21 protein-coding genes and 1 pseudogene are annotated in these 25,854 nt (G+C 61.9%); 9 read left to right on the top strand and 13 right to left on the bottom strand.

Translation table 11 applies throughout. The features are described from left to right. Positions 1–96: 96 nt before the first annotated feature. The 7 genes and pseudogenes from BFP99_RS34145 to gap all read right to left on the bottom strand — a co-directional run. Positions 97–1,188: pseudogene (locus tag BFP99_RS34145) on the bottom strand (cache domain-containing protein); the annotation flags it as partial. A gap of 281 nt (positions 1,189–1,469) precedes the next feature. Then, positions 1,470–1,871 carry a YbaN family protein gene (locus tag BFP99_RS18975; protein ID WP_027605492.1) on the bottom strand — a complete coding sequence of 134 codons (402 nt, stop codon included), beginning with the start codon at positions 1,869–1,871 and terminating at the stop codon, positions 1,470–1,472. A 169-nt stretch (positions 1,872–2,040) separates the two neighbouring features. Beyond that, positions 2,041–2,649, bottom strand: coding sequence for a biliverdin-producing heme oxygenase (locus BFP99_RS18970; RefSeq protein WP_065925026.1), 609 nt, complete (start codon positions 2,647–2,649; stop codon positions 2,041–2,043). Positions 2,650–2,785: 136 nt separating this feature from the next. Next, positions 2,786–5,350: a TonB-dependent receptor gene (locus BFP99_RS18965; RefSeq protein WP_065947895.1), complete on the bottom strand. Its 2,565-nt coding sequence runs from the start codon at positions 5,348–5,350 to the stop codon at positions 2,786–2,788. Between the two features lie 117 nt (positions 5,351–5,467). Continuing rightward, a complete protein-coding gene (locus tag BFP99_RS18960) occupies positions 5,468–6,436 on the bottom strand; it encodes a FecR family protein (RefSeq protein ID WP_065947894.1) in 969 nt (322 codons plus the stop codon). A 74-nt stretch (positions 6,437–6,510) separates the two neighbouring features. Further along, positions 6,511–7,029: an RNA polymerase sigma factor gene (locus tag BFP99_RS18955; protein ID WP_065925863.1), complete on the bottom strand. Its 519-nt coding sequence runs from the start codon at positions 7,027–7,029 to the stop codon at positions 6,511–6,513. A gap of 198 nt (positions 7,030–7,227) precedes the next feature. After that, positions 7,228–8,229 (bottom strand): type I glyceraldehyde-3-phosphate dehydrogenase, encoded by a 1,002-nt coding sequence (gap, locus tag BFP99_RS18950; protein WP_065925864.1) that lies wholly within the window; start codon positions 8,227–8,229, stop codon positions 7,228–7,230. Between the two features lie 221 nt (positions 8,230–8,450). Between gap and edd the strand changes: the two genes are divergently transcribed. The 4 genes from edd to BFP99_RS18930 are packed head-to-tail and all read left to right on the top strand — an operon-like array spanning position 8,451 to position 13,456. Beyond that, positions 8,451–10,277: a phosphogluconate dehydratase gene (gene edd, locus BFP99_RS18945; RefSeq protein WP_027605498.1), complete on the top strand. Its 1,827-nt coding sequence runs from the start codon at positions 8,451–8,453 to the stop codon at positions 10,275–10,277. After that, positions 10,274–11,230 (top strand): glucokinase, encoded by a 957-nt coding sequence (locus BFP99_RS18940; RefSeq protein WP_065925865.1) that lies wholly within the window; start codon positions 10,274–10,276, stop codon positions 11,228–11,230. The genes edd and BFP99_RS18940 overlap by 4 nt, the downstream gene beginning before the upstream one ends. A gap of 32 nt (positions 11,231–11,262) precedes the next feature. After that, positions 11,263–11,997 (top strand): response regulator, encoded by a 735-nt coding sequence (locus BFP99_RS18935; protein ID WP_024077192.1) that lies wholly within the window; start codon positions 11,263–11,265, stop codon positions 11,995–11,997. After that, positions 11,987–13,456: an ATP-binding protein gene (locus BFP99_RS18930; RefSeq protein WP_027605500.1), complete on the top strand. Its 1,470-nt coding sequence runs from the start codon at positions 11,987–11,989 to the stop codon at positions 13,454–13,456. Before BFP99_RS18935 ends, BFP99_RS18930 begins: the two co-directional genes overlap by 11 nt. Before the next feature lie 278 nt (positions 13,457–13,734). On the opposite strand, the gene BFP99_RS18925 is transcribed toward BFP99_RS18930, so the two are convergent. Further along, a complete protein-coding gene (locus BFP99_RS18925; RefSeq protein ID WP_065947893.1) occupies positions 13,735–14,664 on the bottom strand; it encodes an AraC family transcriptional regulator in 930 nt (309 codons plus the stop codon). 328 nt (positions 14,665–14,992) lie between these two features. Here BFP99_RS18925 and BFP99_RS18920 point away from each other — a divergent pair, with 328 nt between their 5' ends. Then, positions 14,993–15,334 carry an antibiotic biosynthesis monooxygenase family protein gene (locus tag BFP99_RS18920; protein ID WP_065925866.1) on the top strand — a complete coding sequence of 114 codons (342 nt, stop codon included), beginning with the start codon at positions 14,993–14,995 and terminating at the stop codon, positions 15,332–15,334. A gap of 42 nt (positions 15,335–15,376) precedes the next feature. Next, the gene (locus tag BFP99_RS18915) at positions 15,377–15,622 is read left to right on the top strand and encodes a hypothetical protein (protein ID WP_053135736.1); all 246 of its coding nucleotides are present in this window, start codon (positions 15,377–15,379) and stop codon (positions 15,620–15,622) included. A 290-nt stretch (positions 15,623–15,912) separates the two neighbouring features. On the opposite strand, the gene BFP99_RS18910 is transcribed toward BFP99_RS18915, so the two are convergent. Beyond that, a complete protein-coding gene (locus BFP99_RS18910) occupies positions 15,913–16,545 on the bottom strand; it encodes a flavin reductase family protein (protein WP_065925867.1) in 633 nt (210 codons plus the stop codon). 177 nt (positions 16,546–16,722) lie between these two features. On the opposite strand from BFP99_RS18910, the gene BFP99_RS18905 reads away from it, so the two are divergent. Beyond that, entirely contained in the window at positions 16,723–17,478 is a 756-nt protein-coding gene (locus tag BFP99_RS18905; protein ID WP_065925868.1) for a COG4705 family protein, read from the top strand. A 55-nt stretch (positions 17,479–17,533) separates the two neighbouring features. On the opposite strand, the gene BFP99_RS18900 is transcribed toward BFP99_RS18905, so the two are convergent. The 4 genes from BFP99_RS18900 to BFP99_RS18885 all read right to left on the bottom strand — a co-directional run bounded on the left by BFP99_RS18900 (position 17,534) and on the right by BFP99_RS18885 (position 23,860). Further along, positions 17,534–18,853, bottom strand: coding sequence for an MFS transporter (locus tag BFP99_RS18900; RefSeq protein ID WP_065925869.1), 1,320 nt, complete (start codon positions 18,851–18,853; stop codon positions 17,534–17,536). A gap of 167 nt (positions 18,854–19,020) precedes the next feature. Further along, positions 19,021–20,355: a sigma-54-dependent transcriptional regulator gene (locus BFP99_RS18895; protein ID WP_065925870.1), complete on the bottom strand. Its 1,335-nt coding sequence runs from the start codon at positions 20,353–20,355 to the stop codon at positions 19,021–19,023. Continuing rightward, positions 20,349–22,115: an ATP-binding protein gene (locus BFP99_RS18890; RefSeq protein ID WP_065925871.1), complete on the bottom strand. Its 1,767-nt coding sequence runs from the start codon at positions 22,113–22,115 to the stop codon at positions 20,349–20,351. The genes BFP99_RS18895 and BFP99_RS18890 overlap by 7 nt, the downstream gene beginning before the upstream one ends. A 221-nt stretch (positions 22,116–22,336) precedes the next feature. Then, positions 22,337–23,860 (bottom strand): fumarate hydratase, encoded by a 1,524-nt coding sequence (locus tag BFP99_RS18885; RefSeq protein ID WP_065925872.1) that lies wholly within the window; start codon positions 23,858–23,860, stop codon positions 22,337–22,339. Between the two features lie 217 nt (positions 23,861–24,077). On the opposite strand from BFP99_RS18885, the gene BFP99_RS18880 reads away from it, so the two are divergent. Further along, positions 24,078–25,010, top strand: a complete 933-nt coding sequence (locus BFP99_RS18880; protein ID WP_065925873.1) for an iron-sulfur-binding ferredoxin reductase — start codon at positions 24,078–24,080, stop codon at positions 25,008–25,010. 30 nt (positions 25,011–25,040) lie between these two features. After that, a complete protein-coding gene (locus BFP99_RS18875; RefSeq protein WP_065947892.1) occupies positions 25,041–25,790 on the top strand; it encodes an enoyl-CoA hydratase-related protein in 750 nt (249 codons plus the stop codon). Positions 25,791–25,854 lie beyond the last annotated feature (64 nt).

Here is a 25,854-nt window from a genome sequence, read left to right as displayed (position 1 = left end):
TTCGGTGATGCTTTGCTTGATCTGCGCGATGGTCGGTTGCAGCTTGTCGAGGAAGCGGTTGAACCAGTTCACCAGTTCGCCCAGCTCATCCTTCTTGGCGTAGGCCAGGCGCTGGGTGAGGTCGCCGTCGCCGCTGGCGATGTCTTTAAGCATGGCTGCCACGCTGTTGATCGGACGGGTGACGCCGGTGGCGGTGAGCCAGATCAGCAGCAAGCCGAGCAGGCCGGCGGCGGCACCGACCAGCAGGGCCTTGAGGGTGCCGCTGGCCTGGGCTGCGTCGAGCACGCCTTGAAGTTTCGTGCTGTCGGCAAGCATCACGTGTTTGGGCAGTTTGATCACTACGCCCCAGGCTTTGGCATCGGCAATGGGCTTGACCGGGTAAACCGCGCGGATGGTGTCGCCTTGTTCGCGGTTGACATAGCTGCCACTGGCGAGCAGTTGCACGATCTCCTTGCCTTCTGCACCGAGGGTGTCGACCAGGTTTTTTCCAACCTTGGCGGGTTCGCCACTGTAGGCCGCAATCAGGCCGTTGCTGGAAATGATCTCAAGGTGTGCCGCACCGTCGAACAGCTCTTTTTGCGCGGCGTCCGTGCTGGCTTGCAGGGTGTTGAGGGCGATATCGACACCGACCACGCCAATGACTTTCCCGTCCACGATCATCGGCAAGGAGATGGTGGTCATCAGTACCGGTGTGCCGGTCACCGTGTCTTCATATGGGTCCAGCAGGCAGGTGCTTCGGGTGTCCCGGGGGCAGGTGTACCAAATGTTATAGGGCGTTCCGCTGAGGTTGAGGGTGGTCTTGGTCAGGTCTTCCTCGAGCATGATGGTGTTCAAGGGTTCACCACCGACGCGGTTCCAGTAGCTGGAGAAGCGGCCTTTTTCATTGGACGCGCGGGTCTTGTCATTGGCGAACTCGCTGTCCTTGCCGTCCAGGCCATAGGGCTCGAACGCCAGCCAGATGCCGAGCACTTTGCTGTTGCGTTCGAAGGTGGTTTTCAGGCTCTGGTTGAGTTCTTCACGCAAGGCGCCGGGGTCCAGCGAGCGCTTGGTGGCCAGGTTGCGCAGGTCTTTGACCTGATCGGCGATGGCGGTGATCACGGTAAGATTTTCACCAAAGGTTTTCCGCAGCAGCACGGCTTGCTCCGCTGCCTTGGCTTGCAGCAGGTTCTGCACGCTGCTGGTGAGCATTCGCGAGCTTGAATCGCTGATCAGATGGTCGTTCTGGTTGGTTTCGTAAAGGTTGATGCTGATGATCAACGCTATTACGCCCAGCAGACATAGCCCGGACAGCAGCACGATTTTCAAACGTATGGAGAGGGTGTCGAACATAGGTTCACTCGCGAATGGGCGTGTGGAAATGCATGCAATCCAGGGCCAAGTCCATTCAGCGCTATGTCTGAAACATCGGCGTAACAAATCAATTCATGAGAGATAGGCGATGGGCGGTAGGAAAGCGGCTACAGCCGGCGTCACACGGGCTGTGCGAGCCGTTCCGGGCGTGACCAGATCCACAGGTTGCCCAGGCTCATCCCGGCAATCGCCAGGTAGATCGGCCAGCCGTGGTCGAGCATCACCAGCATCAGGATGGCGCACAGCAGCATGCTCACGGTGGCACTGACTTTGGCCCGGCGCGCGATGATCCTGCCGTTGCGCCAGTTGAACAGGATCGGTCCGAACAGGCGGTGGTTTTCCAGCCAGGCACTGAGGCGCGGTGAGCTTTTGGTCGCGGCCCAGGCGGCCAGGAGGATGAACTCGGTGGTGGGCAAACCCGGCACCACAATCGCCACCAGCCCGATGCCCAGGCTGACGTAGGCCAGCAGGCCGAAGAGGATCTGTGCGATTTTCGAGGTGGATTGGGGTTTGCGGGTCATGGTGTGTGCAAAGTAGGGGATAACAAAAGAGTCGGCATTGAAATGCGGTTTAAATGTGGGAGGGGGCTTGCTCCCGATAACGGTGCATCAGCCAACAAATAGGTACCTGACCCTCCGCCATCGGGGTGCAAGCCCCCTCCCACAGTTGATTGCATTTCAATGTGGGCGATCAGGCCAGTTCAGGGGCGCTAGCGTACGCCTGTTCCAGCAACACGGTGAAGCGTACAAACGCATCCACCGCGCCTTTTTCCGCTGCGGCTTCTTCCTCGGCGCTCAATTGCAACGCATCCAGGGTGCGAGTGAAGCTTTTCCAGCCTTCGGCGCGACCACCGGCCGGCTCACCCAGGTGGCGGGCACCGAAGGTTTCGCTCAGGCCCAGGCCTACGGCGCGCTTGATCAGGAACGCAGCGCCCAGCTTGGAACCTTCGGACACGAAGAGCCAGCCCAGGGCTTCGGCCTTGCTCGGGTTCTTCAGTGCGCCCGCGACCGGGGCGGGCACTTCGGTGTCCAGGTCAGCCAGGTCCAGCTTGGCGGCCTCGGCGCGGCAGCGTTCGGCCAGGTCGGGCACGATCTTGATCAGTTCGGCATCGTTGTACAGGGCTACCAGTTCTGACTGGAACAGGTATTGCGCCACCACGAACCGCGCGAAGTTGGCCTGGGTTTCAAACGGGGCGTGGGCCTTGACCAGCGCATCCAGCTTGGTATGCGGCTCGTTGGTGATCTGGTTCAGGCGCTGGGAGCGCAGGCTTGGGCGTTCTGCGGTAGAAGAAGCGGTCATGAAAAAGTCCTTGAGAAGGGGGAGCGCCTTATGGCCCTTAAAGAGAGCTGTTATCAACTAGACGAACAAGAAGACGCGGCACAGTAAAAAATCCTCACCTCGCCGCTGAAATTTCGACGAGGTGAGTCGGGTGTCGTCAGATGTCCCAGATCAGGTTGATCGCAACGTTGCGGCCCGGCTGGGTCAGGCGGTCGAGGTTGGCCGGTCCGGTCACCGCGGCTTCGCCGACACTGTCGTAGCTGCGTACGTCATCCCAGTTCCAGTACTTCTTGTCGGTGAGGTTGTAGAGGCCGCCGTTGATGGTCACGTCCTGGGTGACTTTGTAGAAGGCGGTCAGGTCGACAACACCGAAGCCCGGAGTCTTGAAGGGCCCGCTGGTGTCGCCGTCCGGCGCGTGGAAGGTACTGCTGTCGACGCGATCCTGCTTTTTCACCAGGGTCCAGCTCAACAGACCACCGTAGTTGTCCTGGTCGTAGCCCAGGCCAAACACGCCCTTGAGCGGGTTGACGCTGTTCAGCGGCTCGCCGTTATCGTCGTTACGACCGTAGGCATAGGACACCGAACCCTGGGTGTAGAGGCCCTGCGGGGCGCCGAATGCATCCAGGTTCAGGCGCCCTTTGGCTTCGGCCCCTTTGATGGTGGCGCGCTTGATATTGATGGCCTGGAACTGTTCGACCGTGCCGCCGACGACGGCGTTGTCCTCATCGATAAAGTCGCGGTACTTGTTGTAAAACACGGCGATTTCAAAGGATCCCTCGTCAAATTTGCCGCGAATCCCGGTTTCGATGCCCTTGCTGGTTTCTGGCTTGAGGTCGGGGTTGGGTTCGACGGTGTAGCCCAGGTTGAGGTTTTCAAAGCGGCCGTACAACGCCTTGGCGGATGGCGTACGGAAACCTTCGGCATATTGGCCGAACCAGGTGTATTGATCCGTCAGGGCGTAAGTCAGGCCGAACTTGGGCGTCACACGGTGCCAGGTTTTTTCCTTGTCGCTCACCGGGTCCGCGCCTGTCGGGTTGACGGTGTTGAGGAACGCCTGGGTCAGCTTGGGTTTGAGCTGGGTGTAGTCGTAGCGCACGGCGGGCAGGAAGGTCCATTTGTCCCAGCTGATCTGGTCCTGTGCGAACAGCGAATACGTGTTGATGGTCGGGTCGGGGAAGTCGCTGGACTTTTTCACGCTGTCAGTGGCAATCGGGCTGGGCGCGCCGATGGCGGTGCAGCCACTGCCGACGGCCACACAGGTCGCGCCGCCCTCGCGCGAGCCGGTGACTTTCTGCTGCTTGAGGGTGGTGCCGTAGGTCACTTGGTGATCGGTTTCACCGAGGCTGAACGCTTTGTCCAACTGAGCATCGAAAATCCACTGTTTTTCCTGGTACAGCGTGTCGCGGGTACGCAGGACACGACGACCTGACTGATAGATCTCGGCAGTGGTCTGGTCGGTCTTGGCGATCTGGTAGTTGAGGCTGGTCTTGATCCGGTCGGCAATCGGCGACTCAAGGGCGAAGCTGTTTTCCAGGCCGAAACGTTCGCGGGTAATGGTGTCGTTACCACGGCGATCACGGTACAGGTTGAAGCCTCGGCCGCCGATGAACGGGCCGCCCACCGCGTTCTTCAGGTTGACGTCGCGATCATCCTTGTACTTCTCATAGGTCAGGCCCAGGCGGTTGTCATCGCCATAGTTCCAGCCGAGCTTGGCCAGGATGTTGGTGGTGCGCGCGTCTTCGGGGTTGGCGCCGGTACGGGCCAGGCCGGTGGCGTTGTTGCCGTCGTAGGATTCGGTCTCATGGCCATTGCGCTGGCTCAGGTGCAGCAAGCCATCGAAGTCCTGCACGCGGCCGGCGACGGTGCCGGAGGTCAGCCAGCTTTCGTCGGCGGAACTGTAGCCGGTCTTCAGGCGTGCGCCGACGTCCTGGCCGGGCTTGATGATGTCGTCCGGGTCGAGGGTGAAGTAACTCACGGCACCGCCGATGGCGCTGCTGCCGTAGAGGGCCGAGGCCGGGCCGCGCAGGATCTCGACGCGCTTGACGATCTCCGGGTCGACGTAGTTGCGGCGGGTCTTGGCGTAGGGGCCGTTGAAGAAGTTGTCGGGCACTTCCACACCGTCCACCTGGGTGAGGATGCGGTCGCCGTCGATCCCGCGGATGTTGAACCCGGCATTGCCGGCACGGGTGCCAGCGCCGCCGACCGAGACGCCGGGCTCGTAGCGCACCAGTTCACGGATGGTGTTGACGTTCTGGCGGTCCAGTTCTTCGCGATCATGCACGCTGACGGTGCTGGGTACGCTGTTCACATCCTGCGCGTTACGGGTGGCGCTGATGGTCACCTGTTGCAGGTTGAGGGTGCTGCCCGCCGTGCGCTTTTCCAGGACGATGTTGTTGTTGCCCAGCTTGCGGTAGCTCAGGTTGGTCCCCACCAACAGCCGGTCCAGGGCTTTCTCCGGCGACAGGGCGCCGCGCACCCCAGGGGACGACACACCCTGGCCCAGCTCGGCGGGCAGGCCGACTTGCCAGCCGGTCACGCTGGTAAAGGCGTTCAGCGCCGAAACCAGTGGCTGTTGCTCGATGCTGAAGCTGTAGTTGCCGTGGTTGCGGGCGGCAGGTTCGGCGGCAGTGGCGGCCATCACTGGCGAACCGGCCAGCAGGATGGCGGCGGTCAGCAAGGACAGCACGGGGGAGGAGGACCGGCGGTTGAAACGAGAGGACATCGAGAGCGCTCCGGAAGGTACGAATCTTATAGTTGCGAACCGAACCAAATAGGAATCAGTTGCATTGGCTAAGACGAGACGTACCGCCGAAGGCTATCGAGTAAAAATAATTCTCATTTAGTTCAAAATCACCAGCGCGGGGTATTCCGACAATGTGGCTGAGGTGATGTGGGCCAGGGAGCGCACCACATCCAGGGGTTGGTCGAGGCGGTAGTTGCCGGTGACGGCAACGCTGGCGAGCTTGTCGTTGGTGTTGACGATCCAGCCGGGGTAGTAGCGACGCAGCTCGGCGAGCACTTCGCTCATCGGGCAGTTTTCGAAAATCAGCCGGCCTTGCACCCAGGCCAGGTCCTTGCTGGCATCCAGCCGGGCCGGTTGGCCAAAGCCCTTGGGCCCGATGCGGATGCTTTCGCCGGCACTCAGGCGCACGCGGGCATCGTCGAAGGTGTTGCTCAGGTCGACATCGCCGCGCTGCACCTGCACCTGGGCTTCGCCGTTGAGGTAGCGCACGGCGAAGGCGGTATCACGCACGCTGGCGCGCACGGGGCCGGCGTCGATTTCCAGGGGCAGGCCATGGCCGGGCATGATTTCGAAAAAGGCTTCGCCCTGGTACAGGCGGACGATGCGCTGGTGGTCCTTGATGCTGCTGGAAAACGCCGAATTGGTGTTCAGCAACACTTTCGAGCCATCGTCCAATTGCAGGCGCTGGCGTTCGCCCACCACCGTGAGATGGTCGGCTTGCAGGCGTACCGGCAGGTTGCTGAAGCTGAACAGGCCGATCAACAGCACGGCGGCGGTGGCCAGCGGTTTCCAGTGCGGCTTGATCCGGCGCCAGCCCCTGGGTTTGCGCGGCGCGGCCAGGGCGACGGCGGCGCTGTGTACCGGCGCGCCACCCCAGGCGGCCTGGGCCTTGCCGAAGGCGTGGACGTGGGCGGGGTCTTGGGCCAGCCAGGCTTCGAACTCGGCCTGCTGCCCGGGCGCTGGGCACTGCAAGGCGATCAGCCAGTCGAGGGCCTGGTCCATAGCCGTGTCTTGCAACACCTCATGAGCCAGCTCATGGGGGCGCAGTTTATTCGGGTCCGTCACGGTGTTCCTCGGGTCTTCGCCACGTTTTATTCATCTTTCCTACAGCTTGGGTCGACAATTTCGTCGGCTGAAGCTTAAGGCCGATCCAGTCTTTCGGCCACACCTACACAAATGGCCATGATCAATTTCAGTTCCTTTTGCACGGTGCTCAAGGACACGTCCAACTGATCGGCGATCTCCTGGTAGCTGCAACCGTGCAGGCGGCTGAGGATGAAAATCTGCTGCTGGCGCGCGCTCAACTGGCCGAGGCTGATGCTCAGGTGCTCAAGCAATTGCTCGGCCTGGGTGGCGTCTTCGGGGGTGCTGATGGGGGCGGCGACGCTTTGCAGGATGTCCAGTGGCACATCTTCCTGCAGGGTGCGCGCCTGAACCCTGCGCGAACGCAAATGATCCAGCGCCAGGTTGCGCGCGGTCTGGTAGACGAAGGGTTCGAGGTGATCGATCGGCCGCTCGCTGAGGGCCCGGGTGACGCGCAGGTAGGTTTCCTGCAACAGGTCCTCGGCGGTGCTGTGGTTATTCACCATCCGCTGCAAGGTGCGTAGCAGAATCACCCGTTGGGTGAGAAAGACTTGGTTGAAGCGAGATTGGCTCACAGTGATACCAGACCGATTTGCAGTTAATGATAATGCTTATCATCAACTCAAATGGCAAGTGGCTATTTCTGTGAGCCTACATGGGGCCAGTGTGGGAGGGGGCTTGCTCCCGATGCAGTGTGTCAGTCGATGCATTCATCACTGATACCCCGTCATCGGGAGCAAGCCCCTCCCACAAAAGCCATTCCACAAAGGGTGTTATTCGGCGTTACACAAAGCCAGGCAGTTATCCAGCATGCGGTTCGAGAAGCCCCACTCGTTGTCATACCAGGCCAGCACTTTCAGCAACTTGCCGCTGACCTTGGTGTGGTTGGCATCGAAGATCGACGACAGCGGGTTATGGTTGAAGTCACTGGAGACCAGCGGCAGGGTGTTATAGCCGAGGATCTTCGAGTGTTGGCTGGCTTCCTTGAGCAGTGCGTTGACTTCGTCGGCAGTGGCGTCTTTCTTCAACTGCACGGTGAGGTCCACCAGCGACACGTTGATCACCGGTACACGCACGGCCATGCCGGTCAGCTTGCCTGCCAGCTCCGGCAGCACCAGGCCCACCGCTTCGGCGGCGCCGGTCTTGCTTGGGATCATGTTCTGGGTGGCCGAACGCGCGCGGTACGGGTCGGTGTGGTAGACGTCGGTCAGGTTCTGGTCGTTGGTATAGGCATGAATCGTGGTCATCAAGCCGCTTTCGATACCCAATTCGCGGTGCAGCACCTGGGCGACCGGCGCCAGGCAGTTGGTGGTGCATGACGCGTTGGAGATGATCTGGTGGGATTGACGCAGGATGTCGTGGTTCACGCCGTAGACCACGGTCGCGTCCGCGCCTTTGGCCGGGGCGGAGATGATCACCTTGCGTGCACCAGCGGTAATATGGGCGGCAGCCTTGTCACGGTCGGTGAACAGACCGGTGCATTCGAACACCACGTCGACCTTGTGCGCCGCCCACGGCAGGTCGGCCGGGTTGCGAATGGCACTGACGGCAATCCGGTCACCATTGACGGTCAGGCTTTCCTGATCGTGGGCGACCTCTGCATCGAAAGTGCCGTGCACGGTGTCGTATTTGAGCAGGTGGGCATTGATCGAGCTGTCGCCCAAATCATTGATGGCGACGATCTGCAAATCCTGGCGATAGCCTTGGGTATACAGTGCGCGCAGGACATTACGGCCGATACGGCCAAAACCATTGATTGCGATACGAAGAGTCATTGGAAAGTGCCTGTCGTCGATTTGTTGTAAGAATTACAAGATTATTCGCATAAAAATAGAAAACAAGCCTTTTTAGTGGCAATATTTTGTTCAATCTACAACGAGTGACCTGAATCAACTGGTCCGATGATCCAAACGACTCTCTGCCATCCCATGAGCTGCGGGCGTTTGATCAGCATAGACACTCAGGTCGCCACATCCGTTAGCCTGGAGTTCTACACATGCATCCCCGCGTCCTTGAGGTCACCGAACGGCTTATCGCCCGCAGCCGCGCCACTCGTGAGGCTTACCTTGCGCTCATTCGCGGCGCAGCCAGCGACGGTCCGATGCGCGGCAAGCTGCAATGCGCCAACTTCGCCCATGGCGTGGCCGGTTGCGGCACCGAAGATAAAAACAGCCTGCGCATGATGAACGCCGCCAACGTGGCAATTGTTTCGTCATATAACGACATGCTCTCGGCGCACCAGCCGTACGAACATTTCCCGGAACAAATAAAGAAAGCCCTACGCGAAGTCGGCTCGGTCGGCCAGTTCGCCGGCGGCACCCCGGCCATGTGCGACGGCGTGACCCAGGGCGAGCCCGGCATGGAACTGAGCCTGCTCAGCCGTGAAGTCATCGCCATGTCCACGGCGGTAGCGCTGTCCCACAACATGTTCGACGCGGCGCTGATGCTGGGCATCTGCGACAAGATCGTGCCCGGCCTGATGATGGGCGCGCTGCGCTACGGCCATCTGCCGATGATTTTCGTACCGGGCGGGCCGATGCCGTCGGGCATCTCCAACAAGCAGAAGGCCGATGTGCGCCAGCGCTACGCCGAAGGCAAGGCCACTCGCGAAGAGCTGCTGGAATCGGAGATGAAGTCCTACCACAGCCCCGGCACCTGCACCTTCTACGGCACCGCCAACACCAATCAACTGCTGATGGAAGTGATGGGCCTGCATTTGCCGGGTGCCTCGTTCGTCAACCCGTACACGCCGCTGCGTGACGCCCTGACCCGCGAAGCCGCGCACCAGGTCACGCGCTTGACCAAGGCCAACGGCAACTTCACGCCGATCGGCGAGATCGTCGATGAGAAATCCATCGTCAACGCCATCGTTGCGCTCAACGCGACGGGCGGTTCCACCAACCACACCCTGCACATGCCGGCCATCGCCATGTCGGCGGGCATCATCCTCACCTGGGACGACATGGCCGACCTCTCCGAGGTGGTGCCGACCCTGTCCCACGTGTATCCAAACGGCAAGGCCGACATCAACCACTTCCAGGCAGCGGGCGGCATGTCGTTCCTGATCCGCGAGCTGCTTGAAGCCGGCCTGCTTCACGACGACGTCAACACCGTGGCCGGCAAGGGCCTGAGCCGTTATGTCCAGGAACCATTCCTGGTCGACGGCGAGCTGGTATGGCGCGATGGCCCGATCGAAAGCCTCGACGAAACCATCCTGCGCCCGGTGGCGCGCGCGTTCTCGCCGGAAGGCGGCCTGCGTGTGATGGAAGGCAATCTCGGCCGCGGAGTCATGAAAGTCTCTGCCGTAGCGCCTGAGCATCAGATCGTCGAAGCGCCGGCGGTGGTGTTCCAGGACCAGCAGGACCTGGCTGATGCGTTCAAGGCCGGCCAGCTGGAAAAGGATTTTGTCGCCGTGATGCGCTTCCAGGGCCCGCGCTCCAACGGCATGCCGGAACTGCACAAGATGACGCCGTTCCTCGGCGTGCTGCAGGACCGTGGTTTCAAGGTCGCACTGGTGACAGACGGGCGTATGTCCGGCGCGTCGGGTAAGATCCCCGCCGCGATTCACGTCAACCCCGAAGCCCAGAGCGGCGGGCCACTGGCACGGGTCAAAGATGGCGATATCATTCGCGTGGATGGCGTGAAGGGCACCTTGGAGCTTAAGGTGGACGCCGAAGAATTTGCAGCGCGCACGCCTGCCACGGGCCTGTTGGGCAATAACGTGGGGGCCGGTCGCGAGCTGTTTGCATTTATGCGCTTGGCCGCAAGCTCCGCAGAGCAGGGCGCCAGCGCCTTTACCTGTGCCTTGGAGACGCTTAAGTGAAGCTAGCGCTGGTCGGTGACATCGGGGGTACCAACGCCCGTTTTGCGTTGTGGCGAGATCAGGCACTGCATTCGATCCGGGTGCATGCCACGGCTGATCACCAAAGCCCTGAGGACGCGATCAAGGTCTACCTCAAGGAAGAAGGCCTGCAAATCGGCGACATCGGTGCGGTGTGCCTGTCGGTCGCCGGGCCGGTGAGCGGGGATGAATTTAAATTCACCAACAATCACTGGCGCTTGAGCAAGACTGCGTTTTGCCAGGCCTTGCAGGTGGATGAGCTGCTGCTGGTCAATGACTTCTCGGCCATGGCCCTGGGCATGACGCGTCTTAAACCCGACGAATTCCGCGTGGTCTGCCCTGGCACGCCGGAACCGTTGCGTCCGGCGGTGGTGATCGGTCCGGGCACCGGCCTGGGTGTCGGTACCCTGCTGGACCTCGGTGCAGGTCGTTACGCGGCGTTACCGGGGGAGGGCGGCCACGTCGACCTGCCCCTGAGCAGCCCGCGGGAAACCCAGCTGTGGCAGCATATCTACACCGAGATCGGCCACGTCAGCGCCGAAACCGCCTTGAGCGGTGGCGGTCTGCCGCGGCTGTACCGGGCGATTTGTGCGGTCGATGGCCACACACCGGTGCTCGACACCCCTGAAGCCATCACGGCGGCGGGCCTGGCGGGCGATCCGGTGGCCATGGAAGTGTTGGATCAATTCAGCATCTGGCTGGGCCGGGTAGCCGGCAACAATGTGCTGACCACTGGTGGGCGCGGTGGTGTGTATATCGTGGGTGGGGTGATTCCGCGGTTTGCCGACTTCTTCATCAACAGCGGTTTTGCCAGGAGCTTCAGTGACAAAGGCTGCATGAGCGACTACTTCAAGGGCATCCCGGTGTGGCTGGTGACTGCGCCGTATTCCGGGTTGACCGGGGCTGGCGTCGCATTGGAACAGGCGTTTGCCTGACCCGCACCACCTATAACAACAAGGAGGACCCCGTGAGCGTAATCAGTAAATCGATTCTCCTCGTCGACGACGACCAGGAAATCCGCGAATTGCTGCAGACCTACCTCAGTCGCGCCGGTTTCCAGGTGCGTGGCGTGCCGGATGGCGCGGGGTTCCGCCAGGCGATGAACGAGGCGCCATGCGACCTGGTCATCCTCGATGTGATGCTGCCGGACGAAGACGGTTTCAGCCTCTGCCGCTGGATTCGCCAGCACCCGCGCCAGGCGCAGGTGCCGATCATCATGCTCACCGCCAGTTCCGACGAAGCCGACCGCGTGATCGGCCTGGAACTGGGAGCCGACGACTATATCGGCAAGCCGTTCAGCCCCCGCGAGTTGCAGGCGCGGATCAAGGCCTTGCTGCGCCGCTGCCAGTTCGGCCAGGAGCGCAGCGGCAATGGCGATGTGCTGGTGTTCGACGAATGGCGCCTGGACATGATCAGTCATCGGCTGTTCCACGTGGATGGCGAAGAGGTGATCCTCTCCGGTGCCGACTTTGCCCTGCTCAAGCTGTTTCTCGATCACCCGCAGCAGATTCTCGACCGCGACACCATCGGCAACGCCACCCGTGGCCGCGACCTGATGCCGCTGGACCGGATCGTCGACATGGCTGTCAGCCGCCTGCGTCAACGCCTGCGCGACACCGAAAAACCCCCGAGGCTGATCCGCACCGTGCGCGGCAGCGGTTATCAACTGGCAGCCAGCGTGGTTGCCGGCAATGCCCACTGAGCCGCTGAGCGAACGCCGCCGGCGCTTCCCGGTACCGCGCTCCCTGCTGGGGCGCATGTTGCTGCTGACCTTGCTCGCGGTGCTGTTCGCCCAGGCGCTGTCCAGCGTGATCTGGGTCTCGCAGTTGCGCGCCACCCAGCTCGAAGGCCTGGTCACCAGCGCCCGTAGCCTCGCGCACTCGATGACCGCCAGCGTGAGTTATTTCCGTTCGTTGCCGGTGGCCTATCGGCCGTTGGTCCTTGACCAGTTGCGCAGCATGGGTGGTACCCGTTTTGTCGTGACCCTCAATGATCGGCCACTCGACATGCAAGTGTTGCCGCAAACCCCGCGCAAGCAGGCGGTGCTGGTGGCCGTGGATGAAGTCCTGCGCCAGACCCTGGGCGCCGACGTGCCTATCTCGGTGGAGTTCGTCAGCGCCGAAGACCTGCGCATCTTCAACGCCGGGTTGAAACTGGATGAGTTGCCGCGCTCCTGGGCCCATTACGCGCTGACCCTGGAACCCGTCAACCCGCCGGTATTGGTCACCCAGATCGAACTCGCCCCCGGCGAATGGCTGTACATCGCTTCGCTGTTGCCCGAGCCCTACACCAGCCTGGAAGAACAGGGCCTGCCGTCCCAGCAGGTGTGGTTTATCGTGCTGACCAGCGGCTTTTTGCTGCTGTTCATCGGCCTGCTGGTGCACTGGCAAAGCCGGCCGCTCAAGCGCCTGGCGCGGGCGGCGCGTGACATGTCCCTGGGCGCCGATGTGGAACCGGTAGCCGAAGGCGGCGGCAGTGAAGTGGTGGAAGTGGGTCGCGCGTTCAATGCGATGCGCGAACGCATCAGCCGTTACCTCACGGAGCGCAGCCAATTGTTCAGCGCGATTTCCCACGACCTGCGCACACCGATTACCCGCCTGCGCCTGCGCGTGGAATTGCTCGAAGACGAGAACCTGCAAACCAAGTTCGGCCGTGACCTGGATGAGTTGGAGTTGCTGGTCAAGGGCGCGCTGCAATGTGTAAAAGACACCGATATCCACGAGAACATCCAGCCGGTCGACCTCAACCATGTGCTCGAATGCCTGGTGGAGCCTTATGTAGCGCCCAACGGCAACGGCCGGGTCACCCTGGACGGCGCAGCAGTGGCGGCGTACCCGGGCAAGCCGCTGGCGCTCAAGCGCTGCATCGGCAACCTGATCGACAATGCCTTGAAGTACGGGCAGAACGCCCATTTGCGTATTGAGGACGATGGCGCGGAGTTCATCCTGCACGTCGACGACGAAGGCCCTGGCGTGCCGGAACAGCGTTTGGAACAGGTCTTCGAACCGCATTTTCGCCTGGCCGGCCAGCAGCAGGGTTACGGTTTGGGCTTGGGTATTGCGCGCAATATTGCCCATAGCCATGGCGGTGAAGTGAGTTTGCAGAATTTGCGTGAGGGGGGCTTGCGGGTCACCCTGCAACTGCCCCGGACCCTGGACTGACTTCTCCGTAGCTGCCGAGCGCAAGCGAGGCTGCGTCAGGCGCGCTGCCGATTCAGGACCGAGTCGCGGCCGACGCAGCCTCGCCGGGGCTCGACAGCTGCTACGATGCCAACCCATCAAGGCCTCACCCCCGTAGCAGTTGCCGAGCGCAAGCGAGGCTGCGTCGGGCGCGCTGCCGATTCAAGCCCGAGCCGCGACCGACGCAGCCTCGCCGGGGCTCGACAGCTGCTACGGGGTTTTGCGCGGTGCGGGATAAGACGGTATCGACGGAAAGGGGGTCAGACGCTTTGGCGCAGTCGTGCCAAATCCCTCAGCGGCGGTGCCCCAAACAACCGGCTGTACTCCCGGCTGAACTGCGACGGGCTTTCATACCCCACCCGATACCCCGCCGCCGACGCTTCCAGCCCTTCGGCAATCATCAGTCGACGTGCTTCCTGCAAACGCAGCTGCTTCTGGTACTGCAGCGGGCTCATGGCCGTAATCGCCTTGAAACGGTGATGCAGGGTCGAGACGCTGAGGTTCACTTCCTTGGCCAGGTCATCGATGCGCAGCGGTTGTTCGTAGTTGCCATTGAGCCACTTGATCGCCTGGCTGACGCGATGGCTCTGGCTGTTGGCCACGGCAATTTCATACAGGCGATAACCCTGGGGACCTCGCAGCAGGCGGTAGAGGATTTCACGGTTGATCAGCGGCGCCAGCATGGCAATGTCTTTGGGCGTATCCAGCAGGCGCGCCAGGCGCAGCACGGCGTCGAGCAACTGGGGGTCGATGCGGTCCACATACATCCCGCGCGATGTCGGGCGCGTGGGCACGCCCATGGGGCCGGCCTCGGCGATCAAGGCGGTGAGCTGCGCCGGGTCGATATTGATGCGCACTGACAGGTTCGGATCTTCCGGCGTGGCATCGATGATTCGCCCGGCCACCGGCATCGCCACCGAGAACACCAGGTAATTGAGCGGGTCGTAGGCAAAGATTTCGTCGGCCAGGCGCACTTCCTTGCTGCCGTTGGCGAGGATGCACAACGCCGGCTCCACCAGTACCGGCATGAAGTCACGCGGCGTGTTGTGGCGGTTCAGGAACAGTGACGTAATCGCCGTGCCATAGGAGCCGTCTTCCCAGGTATGACGATGCACGATGCTCGCCAGCTCGGCGCGCTGTTTTTCCGTCTCGGCGTCGAGGGGCATGGACTGTTGTTCGGGCGACGGCATAAGGCGTCCTCTGCATGCTTTTTTGATGGGCTCAGCTTAGCGGCGGCTTTTCAAACAGTGTTAGGTCGATTCTGCACAATCCTTGCCTGATCCTGCGACGTGTCGTGAATCAGGCAAGTTCTCGGGCTGTCATGTCCCTGAAATAAGGCGTTTGCCTGTGGAATCGAACCGGCGGTCCCTACGTCCTCTCTACGCTTCTCGCAGGATTGTGCAATAAGCCTGCAGGAATTGACTAACCGCGCCCGCACCCGCGCCGTTATCTTTGATCCTGTGGCAACACGCCCTCACAGTGCTTGCCGAGCATCACTTCTCAACGGGAGAGTCGAACATGTCCACCCCCATTCCCGCGAGCCATATGGCCTTTATCCGCGCCCGCACCGGGTGCAGCACCGAACTGGGTGCACGCTTGAGCAGTTTGATCGAACCGGGCCGTCAGGCTCAGGGTTGCCTGCAATTTTCGTTGCAGCATTCCCAGGTCGATCCCGATGTCTGGTTGATCTCGGGTTTCTGGAGCAGCGAGCAGGCGATGAGCGCCTACTTCAACTCGCCGGCCCTGATGATCTTCACCGAGCTGTTGAACGACATGGTCGTGCGCAGCATGGACTTCCAGACCTTCACCGATGCCTCCGCCGCCAATGCCTACGGCGAGTACCTGCAACTGGCCGGTTAATGGTTAGAATGGCCAACTTTTCCATTGGCCAGGACCTGCAACATGGCACGTAAACAATTTGCCCACCACGAAGCCGTATCCGCCGTAGTACCAGGTGAAGGGGGCTACAGCGCCGCCGTCGCCGTCAAGGCGCTGGATGGCATGGGCGCACCGCAGTTTCACAAGATCCTGGATGGACAGACCTTCAAGACCGCCTCCGACGCCGATGATGCAGCCACCGTGCAGCTCGAGCGGCTGATCGATGTGGATGAAGAGGGTCAACTGACCTGGGCGAGCGCCGCGAGCTGAACAACGCCGACCCTCTAATGTGGGAGGGGGCTTGCTCCCGATAGCAGTGTGTCAGTCAACAACGATGTTGGATGTGCCATTGCCATCGGGGGCAAGCCCTAATGCCAGTCAGTTAAGCGTACATCGCCTCCTGTAGGAGCGAGCTTGCTCGCGAAAAACGTCAACGATAACGCGTGCTTCCTGAATGAACGCGGCGCCTGTGAGTTTTTCGCGAGCAAGCTCGCTCCTACAAAAAGCCTTAACTGACTGGCATTAGGGCAAGCCCCTCCCACTTTTTTGGTGTATTTCAGTCAGGGTTTGCTGGCGCCTGGGCGATACATCTTGAACAGCGCCTCCGGGCCCAACTGGAAGTAGTCCGCCGGGCCGCCGCCGCGCAGGATCGGTTCGGCGGCGGCAGTGTCGTACACCCCATCCTTGAGCAGCCACTTGGCAATGTGCACCGCGACCACCTCGCCCAGCACCAGCCAGCTGGGCACCAACTGCTGGTCGGCGCGCTGCAGCTGGATGATCTGCGTCACCTTGCACTCGAACGACACCGGGCTCTCGCCCACTCGCGGCACGCCGACGATTTTCGACGCCACCGGTGTCAGGCCGGACAACTCGAACTCATTCACCTCCGGCGAGACGGCCGCGCAGCTCTGGTTCATCTGCTCGGCCAGCGGGCGGGTGGCCAGGTTCCACACAAACTCGCCGGTCTGTTCGATGTTGTTCAGGCTGTCTTTGCGCCCGACGCTGGAAAACCCAATGATCGGCGGAATGTAGTTGAACGCATTGAAGAAACTGTAGGGCGCAAGGTTCAGGCGCCCGTTACTGTCGTGAGATGAAATCCAGCCAATCGGCCGTGGCCCGACAATGGCATTGAACGGGTCATGTGGCAGGCCATGGCCGTTGGCCGGTTCGTAGAAGTGGATAGCGTCAGACATGGCCGGGTTCCTGCTGCGGGGTTCTGGGAGGCAGCCATAGTGCAATCCATGGCGACGAATTTCCATCGGCCCTATGGAATTTTCATTCAGCGGCCACCTATTTTTCACAGCGGCCCGTTCAGTCTGCGCCCAAGGTCGATACCCCCTATAAGACTGAGCCTCGGAGCCTTCTACCGCATGAATAAACTTCCTCAGATCACCCTGGCGTTCTGGGTCATGAAAATCTGCGCAACCACCCTGGGCGAAACCGCCGGGGACTTGTTGTCGATGACCCTGAACGTCGGTTACGCCATCAGCTCGATGATCCTTATCAGCGTGTTCCTGGTCACTCTGGTGACACAACTCTGGTCGAAAACCTACAACCCGGTGCTGTACTGGATCGTGATCCTGTCCACCAGCACCGCCGGCACCACCATGTCGGATTTCATGGACCGCACTCTGGGCCTGGGCTATGCCACCGGGTCGATGATCCTGATCGTGATCCTGATGATCATCTTTGCGATGTGGCATCTCAGTGGTGACTCGCTGAACGTGAACAAGGTGCAGACTTTCCGAGGCGAGCTGTTCTACTGGATGGCGATCCTGTTCTCCAACACCCTGGGCACTGCGTTGGGCGACTTCCTGGCGGACGATTCGGGGCTCGGCTTTGCCGGTGGCGCCTTGTTGATTGGTTCGACCATCGCCGCGGTGCTGGCGCTCAAGTACTTCACCCAAATCTCGTCGGTGCTGTTGTTCTGGGTGGCGTTTGTACTGACCCGGCCGTTTGGTGCAACCCTGGGCGACTTCCTGACCAAGCCCCATGAAAAGGGCGGGTTGGATTTCGGCACCATTGGATCATCGGCGGTATTGGCGGCGGTGCTGGTGGTGATGATTGCCGGGGCGTCGTATGCACAGCGGCGGCATGGCCGGAGCCCGGTAGCAGAGGTGTCCTGATTCAACAGGTGGGAGCGGGCAAGCCCGCTCCCACATTTGTTACTGCATCCAACCGTTAGTCCGTGGTGATGCGCGAATGCTTGCGTGTGTCCTTCATGGTCACATAGACCACCAGCGACACCGCAATACACGCAGTCACATACCAGTAGTAACCGGTTTCCATCCCGATGCTCTTGAACCACAGCGCGATGTATTCAGCGGTACCGCCGAAGATCGACACGGTCAGTGCATAGGGCAGGCCTACGCCCAGGGCGCGGATTTCGGTTGGGAACAGTTCAGCCTTGACCACGGCGTTGATCGAGGTGTAGCCGCTGACGATGATCAGCGCGGCCATGATCAGGAAGAACGCGCCCCACCAGGTCTGGATAGTATGCAGGGTGGTGAGGATCGGTACGGTGAACAGTGTGCCGAGGATGCCGAAGGCGATCAGGATCGGCCGACGCCCGACTTTGTCCGACAGCCCACCGACGATCGGTTGCAGGCACATGAACAGGAACAGCGTTGCCGCCGAGATCGTGGTGGAATCGGAAATGCTCATGCCGACGGTGTTCACCAGGTACTTCTGCATGTAGGTGGTGTAGGTGTAGAAGGCCAGGGTGCCGCCCATGGTCAGGCCGACCACGGTCATCAGTTCCTTGGGGTGGCGCATCAAGGTGCGCATGGCGCTTTCCTTGGCTTTTTCCTTCTTGGTGAACGACTCGGTTTCTTCCATGCCGCGACGCAGGTACAGCGCGACCACTGCGCACAGGGCGCCGATGGCGAACGGGATACGCCAGCCCCAGTCGTACAGTTGCTCGGTGGTGAGCACTTGTTGCAACACGATCAGTACTGCCAGGGCGATAAGCTGGCCGGAGATCAGGGTCACGTACTGGAAGCTGGAGAAGAAACCGCGACGTTCCTTGGTGGCCATTTCACTCAGGTAGGTGGCCGAGGTGCCGTATTCGCCACCGACCGACAAGCCTTGCAGCAGGCGGGCGAACACCAGCAGGATCGGTGCGCCGACGCCGATGGTTTCGTAACCGGGGCTCAGGGCGATGATCAACGAGCCGAAGCACATCAGCAGGACCGACGCCATCAGTGCGGCTTTGCGACCCGCACGGTCGGCGTACAGGCCCATCAGCCAGCCACCGATCGGACGCATCAGGAAGCCCACGGCGAAGATCGCGGCGGTGTTGAGCAATTGGGCGGTGGTATCGCCTTTCGGGAAGAAGGCTTTAGCGAAGTACAGCGAGAACGCGGCGTAGACGTACCAGTCGTACCACTCGACCATGTTGCCGACCGACCCGCTGAAGATCGATTTGATGCGGCTGGTGGTGGTGCGTTCTTTGGCCGGCGCGGCCGCCGACCCCAGGGGCAAGGTGTTGGAGTTATCCATTGAAGGATCCTTCATCTAGTTGTTTTTATGGAGCGGCGCGAGCGCAGCCTGGCTGGGGCTATAGCAGGAGCTGTGCCAGGTAGATGAAGGCCCGGTCTAGAAGGGGCTCGGGTTTATTTTGAGCGGAAAGTCGCTGATGCTTTTTAGGGGGATGAGCGGAAATTCGCTCATTCATCTTTCAGGAACATGTCCCTGGCCAACCCATGGCGCTGCATCTTTTCGTTGAAGGTGCGCCGTGGCAGCTGCAACTCCGCCAGCACCGCCTTGATATCACCTTTATGCCGGGTCAATGCGGCCTTCAGGCAATGGGCCTCGAACGCCTCCTGCTGCGCGGCCAGCGATTGCCCGGCTTCGATGCCTTCCGGTTCCGGTTCGCCAAGGCCCAGCACCTGGCGTTCGGCGACGTTGGCCAGTTCGCGCACATTGCCCGGCCAGTCATGGCTGAGCAGGCGCCCCAGTTGCGCGCCGCTCAGCGGTTCCACGCTGCGACCCAGGCGCTCGGCGGCGCTTTGGGCAAAGTGATCGAACAGCAGCGGGATGTCTTCGCGGCGCTCGCGCAGAGGCGGCAGGCGCAGTTGTGCAACGTTCAGCCGATAGGCCAGGTCTTCGCGAAAGCGCCCGGCGCGGGCTTCTTCCAGCAGGTCCGGCTTGGTGGCGGCAATGATGCGTAAATCCACATGAATGCTTTGATTGGAGCCCAGGCGTTCCAGCTTCTGATCCTGCAATACCCGTAACAGCTTCACTTGCTGGGCCAGGGGCATGCTTTCGATTTCATCGAGGAACAGCGTACCGCCATGGGCGTACTCCAGTTTGCCGATGCGCTTGCCCTGGGCACCGGTGAAGGCGCCGCTTTCGTGGCCGAACAGTTCGGCCTCGAACAGTTGCTCGGGAATCGCCGCGCAATTGAGCGCCACAAACGGTTTTTTCGCGCGTGGGCCGAAGTCATGCAGGCAGCGGGCGACCAGCTCCTTGCCGCTGCCGGTCTCGCCACGGATCAGCACGTTGACCGGCAAGGTCGCCAGGTCGAGTACCTGCCGGCGCAGGTTCTGCAAGCCCCGGGACACGCCGAGCAGGCTCGACTCCAACTGTGCCCGATGATCGGCCTGTTGGTGCAGGCGGCGGTTTTCCAGGATCAGCCCGCGCTTGTCCAACGCGCGGCGCAGGCTGTTGAGCAAGGCATCGGGGCTGAAGGGTTTTTCCAGGAAGTCGTAGGCGCCGTCGCGCATGGCTTCGACGGCCATCGGTACATCGCCATGCCCGGTCAGCAGGATGACGGGCAGGTCGGCGTCACGGCGTTGCACTTCGGCCAGCAGCTCCAGGCCGCTGAGCCCGGGCATGCGCACGTCGCTCAGGATCACCCCGGGAAAGTCCTTGGGCAGTTGCGCCAGGCAGGCTTCGGCGCGGCTGAACAACTGCACCTCGAACCCCGACAAGCTCAGCCATTGCTCGACGGCCGTACGAATGCTGGCTTCGTCATCGACCACAATCACCGCGTTCAACATAAGTCGGGTGTCTCCAGCGCGATAGGCAAGGTCAGGGTAAATACCGCGCCGTCGCCACGGTTACTGGCGCTCAGGCGTCCGCCCAATTCGTGCACGATAGCGTAGGAAACCGCCAGGCCCAAGCCGAGCCCGTCGCCCACCGGCTTGGTGGTGAAGAACGGGTCGAACACGCTGTTGAGGTGCTCTTCGGCAATCCCGCCGCCGCTGTCGCTGACCGTGAGTTGCCACAGTTGCTGATCGGCGTGCAGGCGGATTTTCAGGCGCTTGCGGGGTTTGTCGGCCATGGCGTCGAGGGCGTTGCGCAGCAGGTTGATCAGCACCTGTTCGAGGCGGATCGCATCGCCGCGTACCCAGGCGGGGCGGGTCAGGTCGAGCACGGTGCCGATGGCTTCATCACGCAGGCGCGCGTCGAGCAGGTGCAGGGACTGGTCGACCACGGTGGCCAGGTCGAGGCGTTCGCGCAGGCCGCTGGGGCTTTTGCGCGCAAAGGTCTTGAGATGGCCTGTGAGGGCGGCCATGCGTGTGAGCATATCGTCCAGCGGGGTCAGGGCCTTGTAGGCGTCGTCCACCCGACCGTGGTCCAGCAGCAACCGCAGGGTCGCCAACTGCATGCGCTGGGCGGTCAGCGGCTGATTGATCTCATGGGCGAGGGCGGCGGACATCTGCCCCAGCGCCGCTAACTTCGCCGATTGCACCAGGCCATCCTGGGCAGTGCGCAGGGCCTGGGTGCGCTCTTCCACAAGCTGTTCGAGTTCTTCGCGGCTGCGCTGGCGCAAACGGGCCAGGCGCCAGCGTTGGCTGAGGAACAGCACCAGGAACACCAGCGCCAGCCAGGAGCCGGCGGCGGCAAGGCCGGCGTTGCGCTGGTCCTCAAAGGCGAACTGGGGTTTGCGCAACAGGTGCAGGGTCCAGCCCTCGGCTTTCAGCGGCAGGGACTCCCAGATGTAATTGGCGTTGCCTTCGGGGCCGTTGACGCGCATCAGGTGGCTGTTTTCGTCGAAGCGTTGCAACGTCTGGGTGTCCAGCGGCTGCAGTTGTTTCTTGTCGTATTGGCGGGTGGCCTTGAGTTCGACCAGGTCGCTGGCCGACAACGGGTGCAGGTTGCGATAACGCCAGCCCGGTTGGTTGGCGATAAACACGATGCCGCGCGCGTCGCTGACCAGCAACAGGTCATCACCCTGGGCCCATTCGCGCTCCAGCTCAGGGAATTCCAGTTTCACCACCATGGCGCCAAGGAACTGCTCGTGTTCATCCAGCACGGCGCTGGAGAGGAAATACCCCGGGATCCCGGTGGTCACGCCGACTGCGTAAAAGCGCCCGGTGCCCTGGCTCTTGGTCTGGCTGAAATACGGCCGAAACCCGTAGTTGTGCCCGACATAACTGCTCGGCAAGTTCCAGTTGCTGGCGGCCACGGCCAGGCCTGTGCGGTCCATCAGTTCCAGGGTGGAGGACTGCGCCGCACCGTTGATGCGTTCGAGCTTGCGGTTGAGCAGGTCCTGGGTGCCGGCGTCCAACGGGCCTTTGAGCGCGTTGATCATCTCCGAGTCCAGCGCCAGCACAGCGGGCAGGGCGCGGTAGCGTTCGATCAGGGTGTGCAGGGAATTGGCGTACAGCGCCAGTTGCTGGTTGGCGCGTGCCGCATCGTCCACCAACGCCTGGCGTTCGGCATGGCGTGTGGCCAAGGCAGCGGCCAGCAACGCACCGGCGATGATCAGCAGGGAATAGCAGGTCAGGCGCAGGGGACGAGGGATCACGATCATACGGTGATGGGCAGGCACGGTAAGGGGAGTGCACCATAGCATGAGCGGCTTGGGTCTTGTGGTGAGGGGCTGTCGTGGCTGAAGGGGAGAGTGGGTTTATTGTGGTGAGCGGGGCAAGCCCGCTCACCACAATAAACCCGCTTGCCATAGGTGAATCAGCAGGCAATAAAAAAGCGACCGGGCCATGGGCCGCAGTCGCCTTTATCCTTGCGGGAAAGTGCTTACTGCACTTCTACCGCCAGGCTTTCACTGATCTTTTTCTGCCAGATGGCCGGACCGGTGATGTGGACGGATTCGCCCTTGCTGTCCACCGCAACGGTGACCGGCATGTCTTTCACGTCGAACTCGTAGATCGCTTCCATACCCAGTTCGGCGAAGGCAACCACACGCGACTTCTTGATGGCTTGGGCCACCAGGTAAGCAGCGCCGCCCACGGCCATCAGGTACACGGCCTTGTGGTCCTTGATCGCTTCGATCGCGGTAGGGCCACGCTCGGATTTGCCGATCATGCCCAGCAGGCCGGTTTGCTCGAGGATCTGACGGGTGAACTTGTCCATCCGCGTCGCGGTGGTCGGGCCAGCCGGGCCAACCACTTCTTCGCGCACCGGATCAACCGGGCCGACGTAGTAGATAAAGCGACCCTTGAGGTCCACCGGCAGGTTTTCGCCCTTGTTCAGCATCTCGACCATGCGCTTGTGCGCGGCGTCGCGACCGGTGAGCATCTTGCCGTTGAGCAGCACGGTTTCGCCCGGCTTCCAGCTCTGCACTTCTTCCGGGGTCAGGGTGTCGAGGTTGACGCGACGGGCCGATGGACCGGCTTCCCAGACGATTTCCGGGTAGGCGTCCAGCGGTGGCGCTTCCAGCGACGCCGGGCCCGAACCGTCGAGCACGAAGTGCGCGTGACGGGTGGCGGCGCAGTTGGGGATCATGCACACCGGCAGCGAAGCGGCGTGGGTCGGGTAGTCCATGATCTTTACGTCGAGCACGGTGGTCAGGCCACCCAGGCCCTGGGCGCCGATGCCCAGTTGGTTGACCTTCTCGAACAGCTCCAGGCGCATCTCTTCGATACGGTTCTGCGGGCCGCGCTTTTTCAGCTCGTGGATGTCGATGGATTCCATCAACACTTCCTTGGCCATCACCGCGGCTTTTTCGGCGGTGCCGCCGATGCCGATGCCGAGCATGCCCGGTGGGCACCAGCCGGCGCCCATGGTCGGAACGGTCTTGAGCACCCAGTCGACGATCGAGTCGGACGGGTTGAGCATGGCCATTTTCGACTTGTTCTCGGAACCGCCGCCCTTGGCCGCCACATCCACTTCCACGGTGTTACCCGGGACGATGGAGTAGTGGATCACGGCCGGGGTGTTGTCCTTGGTGTTCTTGCGTGCGCCGGCCGGGTCGGCCAGGATCGATGCGCGCAGGACGTTTTCCGGCAGGTTGTAGGCGCGACGCACGCCTTCGTTGATCATGTCGTCCAGGCCCATGGTGGCGCCATCCCAACGTACGTCCATGCCCACGCGCACGAACACGGTGACGATACCGGTGTCCTGGCAGATCGGGCGATGGCCGGTGGCGCACATGCGCGAGTTGATCAGGATCTGCGCGATGGAGTCACGGGCTGCCGGCGATTCTTCGCGCAGGTAGGCCTCGTGCATCGCCTGGATGAAATCAACGGGGTGGTAGTAGGAAATGAATTGCAGGGCGTCGGCAACGCTCTGAATCAGGTCGTCTTGCTTGATCACGGTCATGAGTCGCGCTCCTCTATAAGGGAACATTCAATAAAGGTGGGCTCAGTGGGGTGCATCGGTCGGCTGAGTCCACCTTTCCAAGGCACGCCAAGTGGTGCAGGCGCGACGCTAAAAAGGCGCGGCAGTATAACCCGGCACGGTGGCCGATACACCCGACTATGGTCAAACTGTCGCAGGCATGATTCCCTGTGCGCACCCCTTGTGATTGAGTCCTTCCATGCCTGAACTGTACGTCGGCGAACGCCATTGGTCGGTAGCCACCGGCAGCAACCTGCTGGATGCCTTGAACCAGGCGGGTGTGGCTGTGCCCTACAGTTGCCGTGCCGGCAGTTGCCATGCGTGCCTGGTGCGGTGCCAGGGCGAGGTCGAGGACCGTCAGCCCGCTGCCTTGAGCCCGGCACAACGCCAGGAGGGCTGGCGCCTGGCGTGCCAGTGCCAGGTGATCGGCGATCTGCAGGTCGAGGCGTTCGACCCGCTGCGGGACGGCCTGCCGGCCCAGGTGGTGGGGGCCGATTGGTTGAATGCCTCGGTGCTGCGCCTGCGGCTGCAACCGGAGCGTGGACTGCGGTATCGCGCCGGGCAGCACCTGGTGTTGTGGGCCGGGCAGGTGGCACGGCCTTATTCCCTGGCCAGCCTGCCTCAGGAGGATGCATTCCTGGAGTTTCATATCGATTGCCGCCAGCCCGGCGCATTCAGCGATGCCGCGCGAGCCTTGTCGGTGGGTGATCGCCTGCGCCTGGGAGAATTGCGTGGCGGCGCGCTGCAATACGATCCCGACTGGCAATCCCGGCCGCTGTGGCTGCTGGCTTCCGGTACCGGCCTGGGGCCGCTGTGGGGTGTGCTGCGCGAGGCGTTGCGCCAGGATCACCAGGGCGCCATCCGTATGATTCACCTGGCCCATGATGCCGACGGTCATTACCTGGCCGGACCCCTGGCCGAACTGGCTGCGCATCATCCGAACCTGACGTTGGAGCTGTGGACTGCGGCCGAGTCGGCCCAGGCATTGGCGCAACTGCGGCTTGTTTCCCGGCAAACCCTGGCCTTACTCTGCGGGCATCCTGTCAGCGTCGAGGCCTTCTCCAAGCGCCTGTTCCTGGCGGGACTGCCGCGCAATCAACTGCTGGCCGATGTGTTCCTGCCCCGTGGTTGAGTGCTGAATTCCACTGCCGTGAGACTCGCCATGACCGACGCCATCCTGCTGCAACGCGAGCGCGGGCTGCTGACTCTGCAGCTCAATCGCCCGGACAAGAAAAACGCCCTGACCCGAGCCATGTACAGCCAATTGGCCGAGGCGTTGGAGCAGGCCGATGCGGACCCGCAGGTCAATGCCGTGCTGATCCAGGGCAGCAGCGAGTGTTTTACGGCCGGCAACGATATAGGCGATTTTCTCGAGCAACCGCCCGGTGACCTCGACAGCCCACCGTTTCACTTTATGAAAAGCCTGCTCAACTGCCGCAAGCCGGTGATCGCAGCCGTAGCGGGTGCGGCGGTGGGGATCGGCACGACCCTGCTGCTGCATTGCGACCTGGTGTACATCAGCCGCGATGCCCGGTTGCGCATGCCGTTCGTCAATTTGGGGCTGTGTCCGGAGTTTGGGTCGAGCCTGATCCTCCCGCGTTTACTGGGGCACGCGAAGGCGGCTGAACTGCTGTTGCTGGGTGAGGGCTTCAGCGGCGAACAAGCGGCCGCGTGGGGGATTGCCACCGAAGCGTTGGGCAGTGGCGAAGCGGCATTGGCCAAGGCGCGGGAAATGGCCGAGCGCTTTGAAACCCTGACGCCGGGAGCGGTGCAGGTCTGCAAGCAGTTGATGAAGAGCGTGGACCGTGAGCAGTTGCGGCAAGTGATCGAGGAAGAGGGGGCGTTGTTTGTGCAGCGCTTGAAGTCGCCGGAAGCGATTGCGGCGTTGTCGGGGTTTATGGACAGGCGCTAACCCCATGTGGGTGCGACGATTCGACATGCTCCCTGCCACACGGAAAGCAAAAAGCCCCGCCATT

The organism is Pseudomonas sp. 1 R 17 (assembly GCF_900067035.1).
Classification (GTDB): Bacteria; Pseudomonadota; Gammaproteobacteria; order Pseudomonadales; family Pseudomonadaceae; genus Aquipseudomonas; species Aquipseudomonas marginalis.
This window is presented reverse-complemented; position numbering and strand designations above follow the sequence as displayed.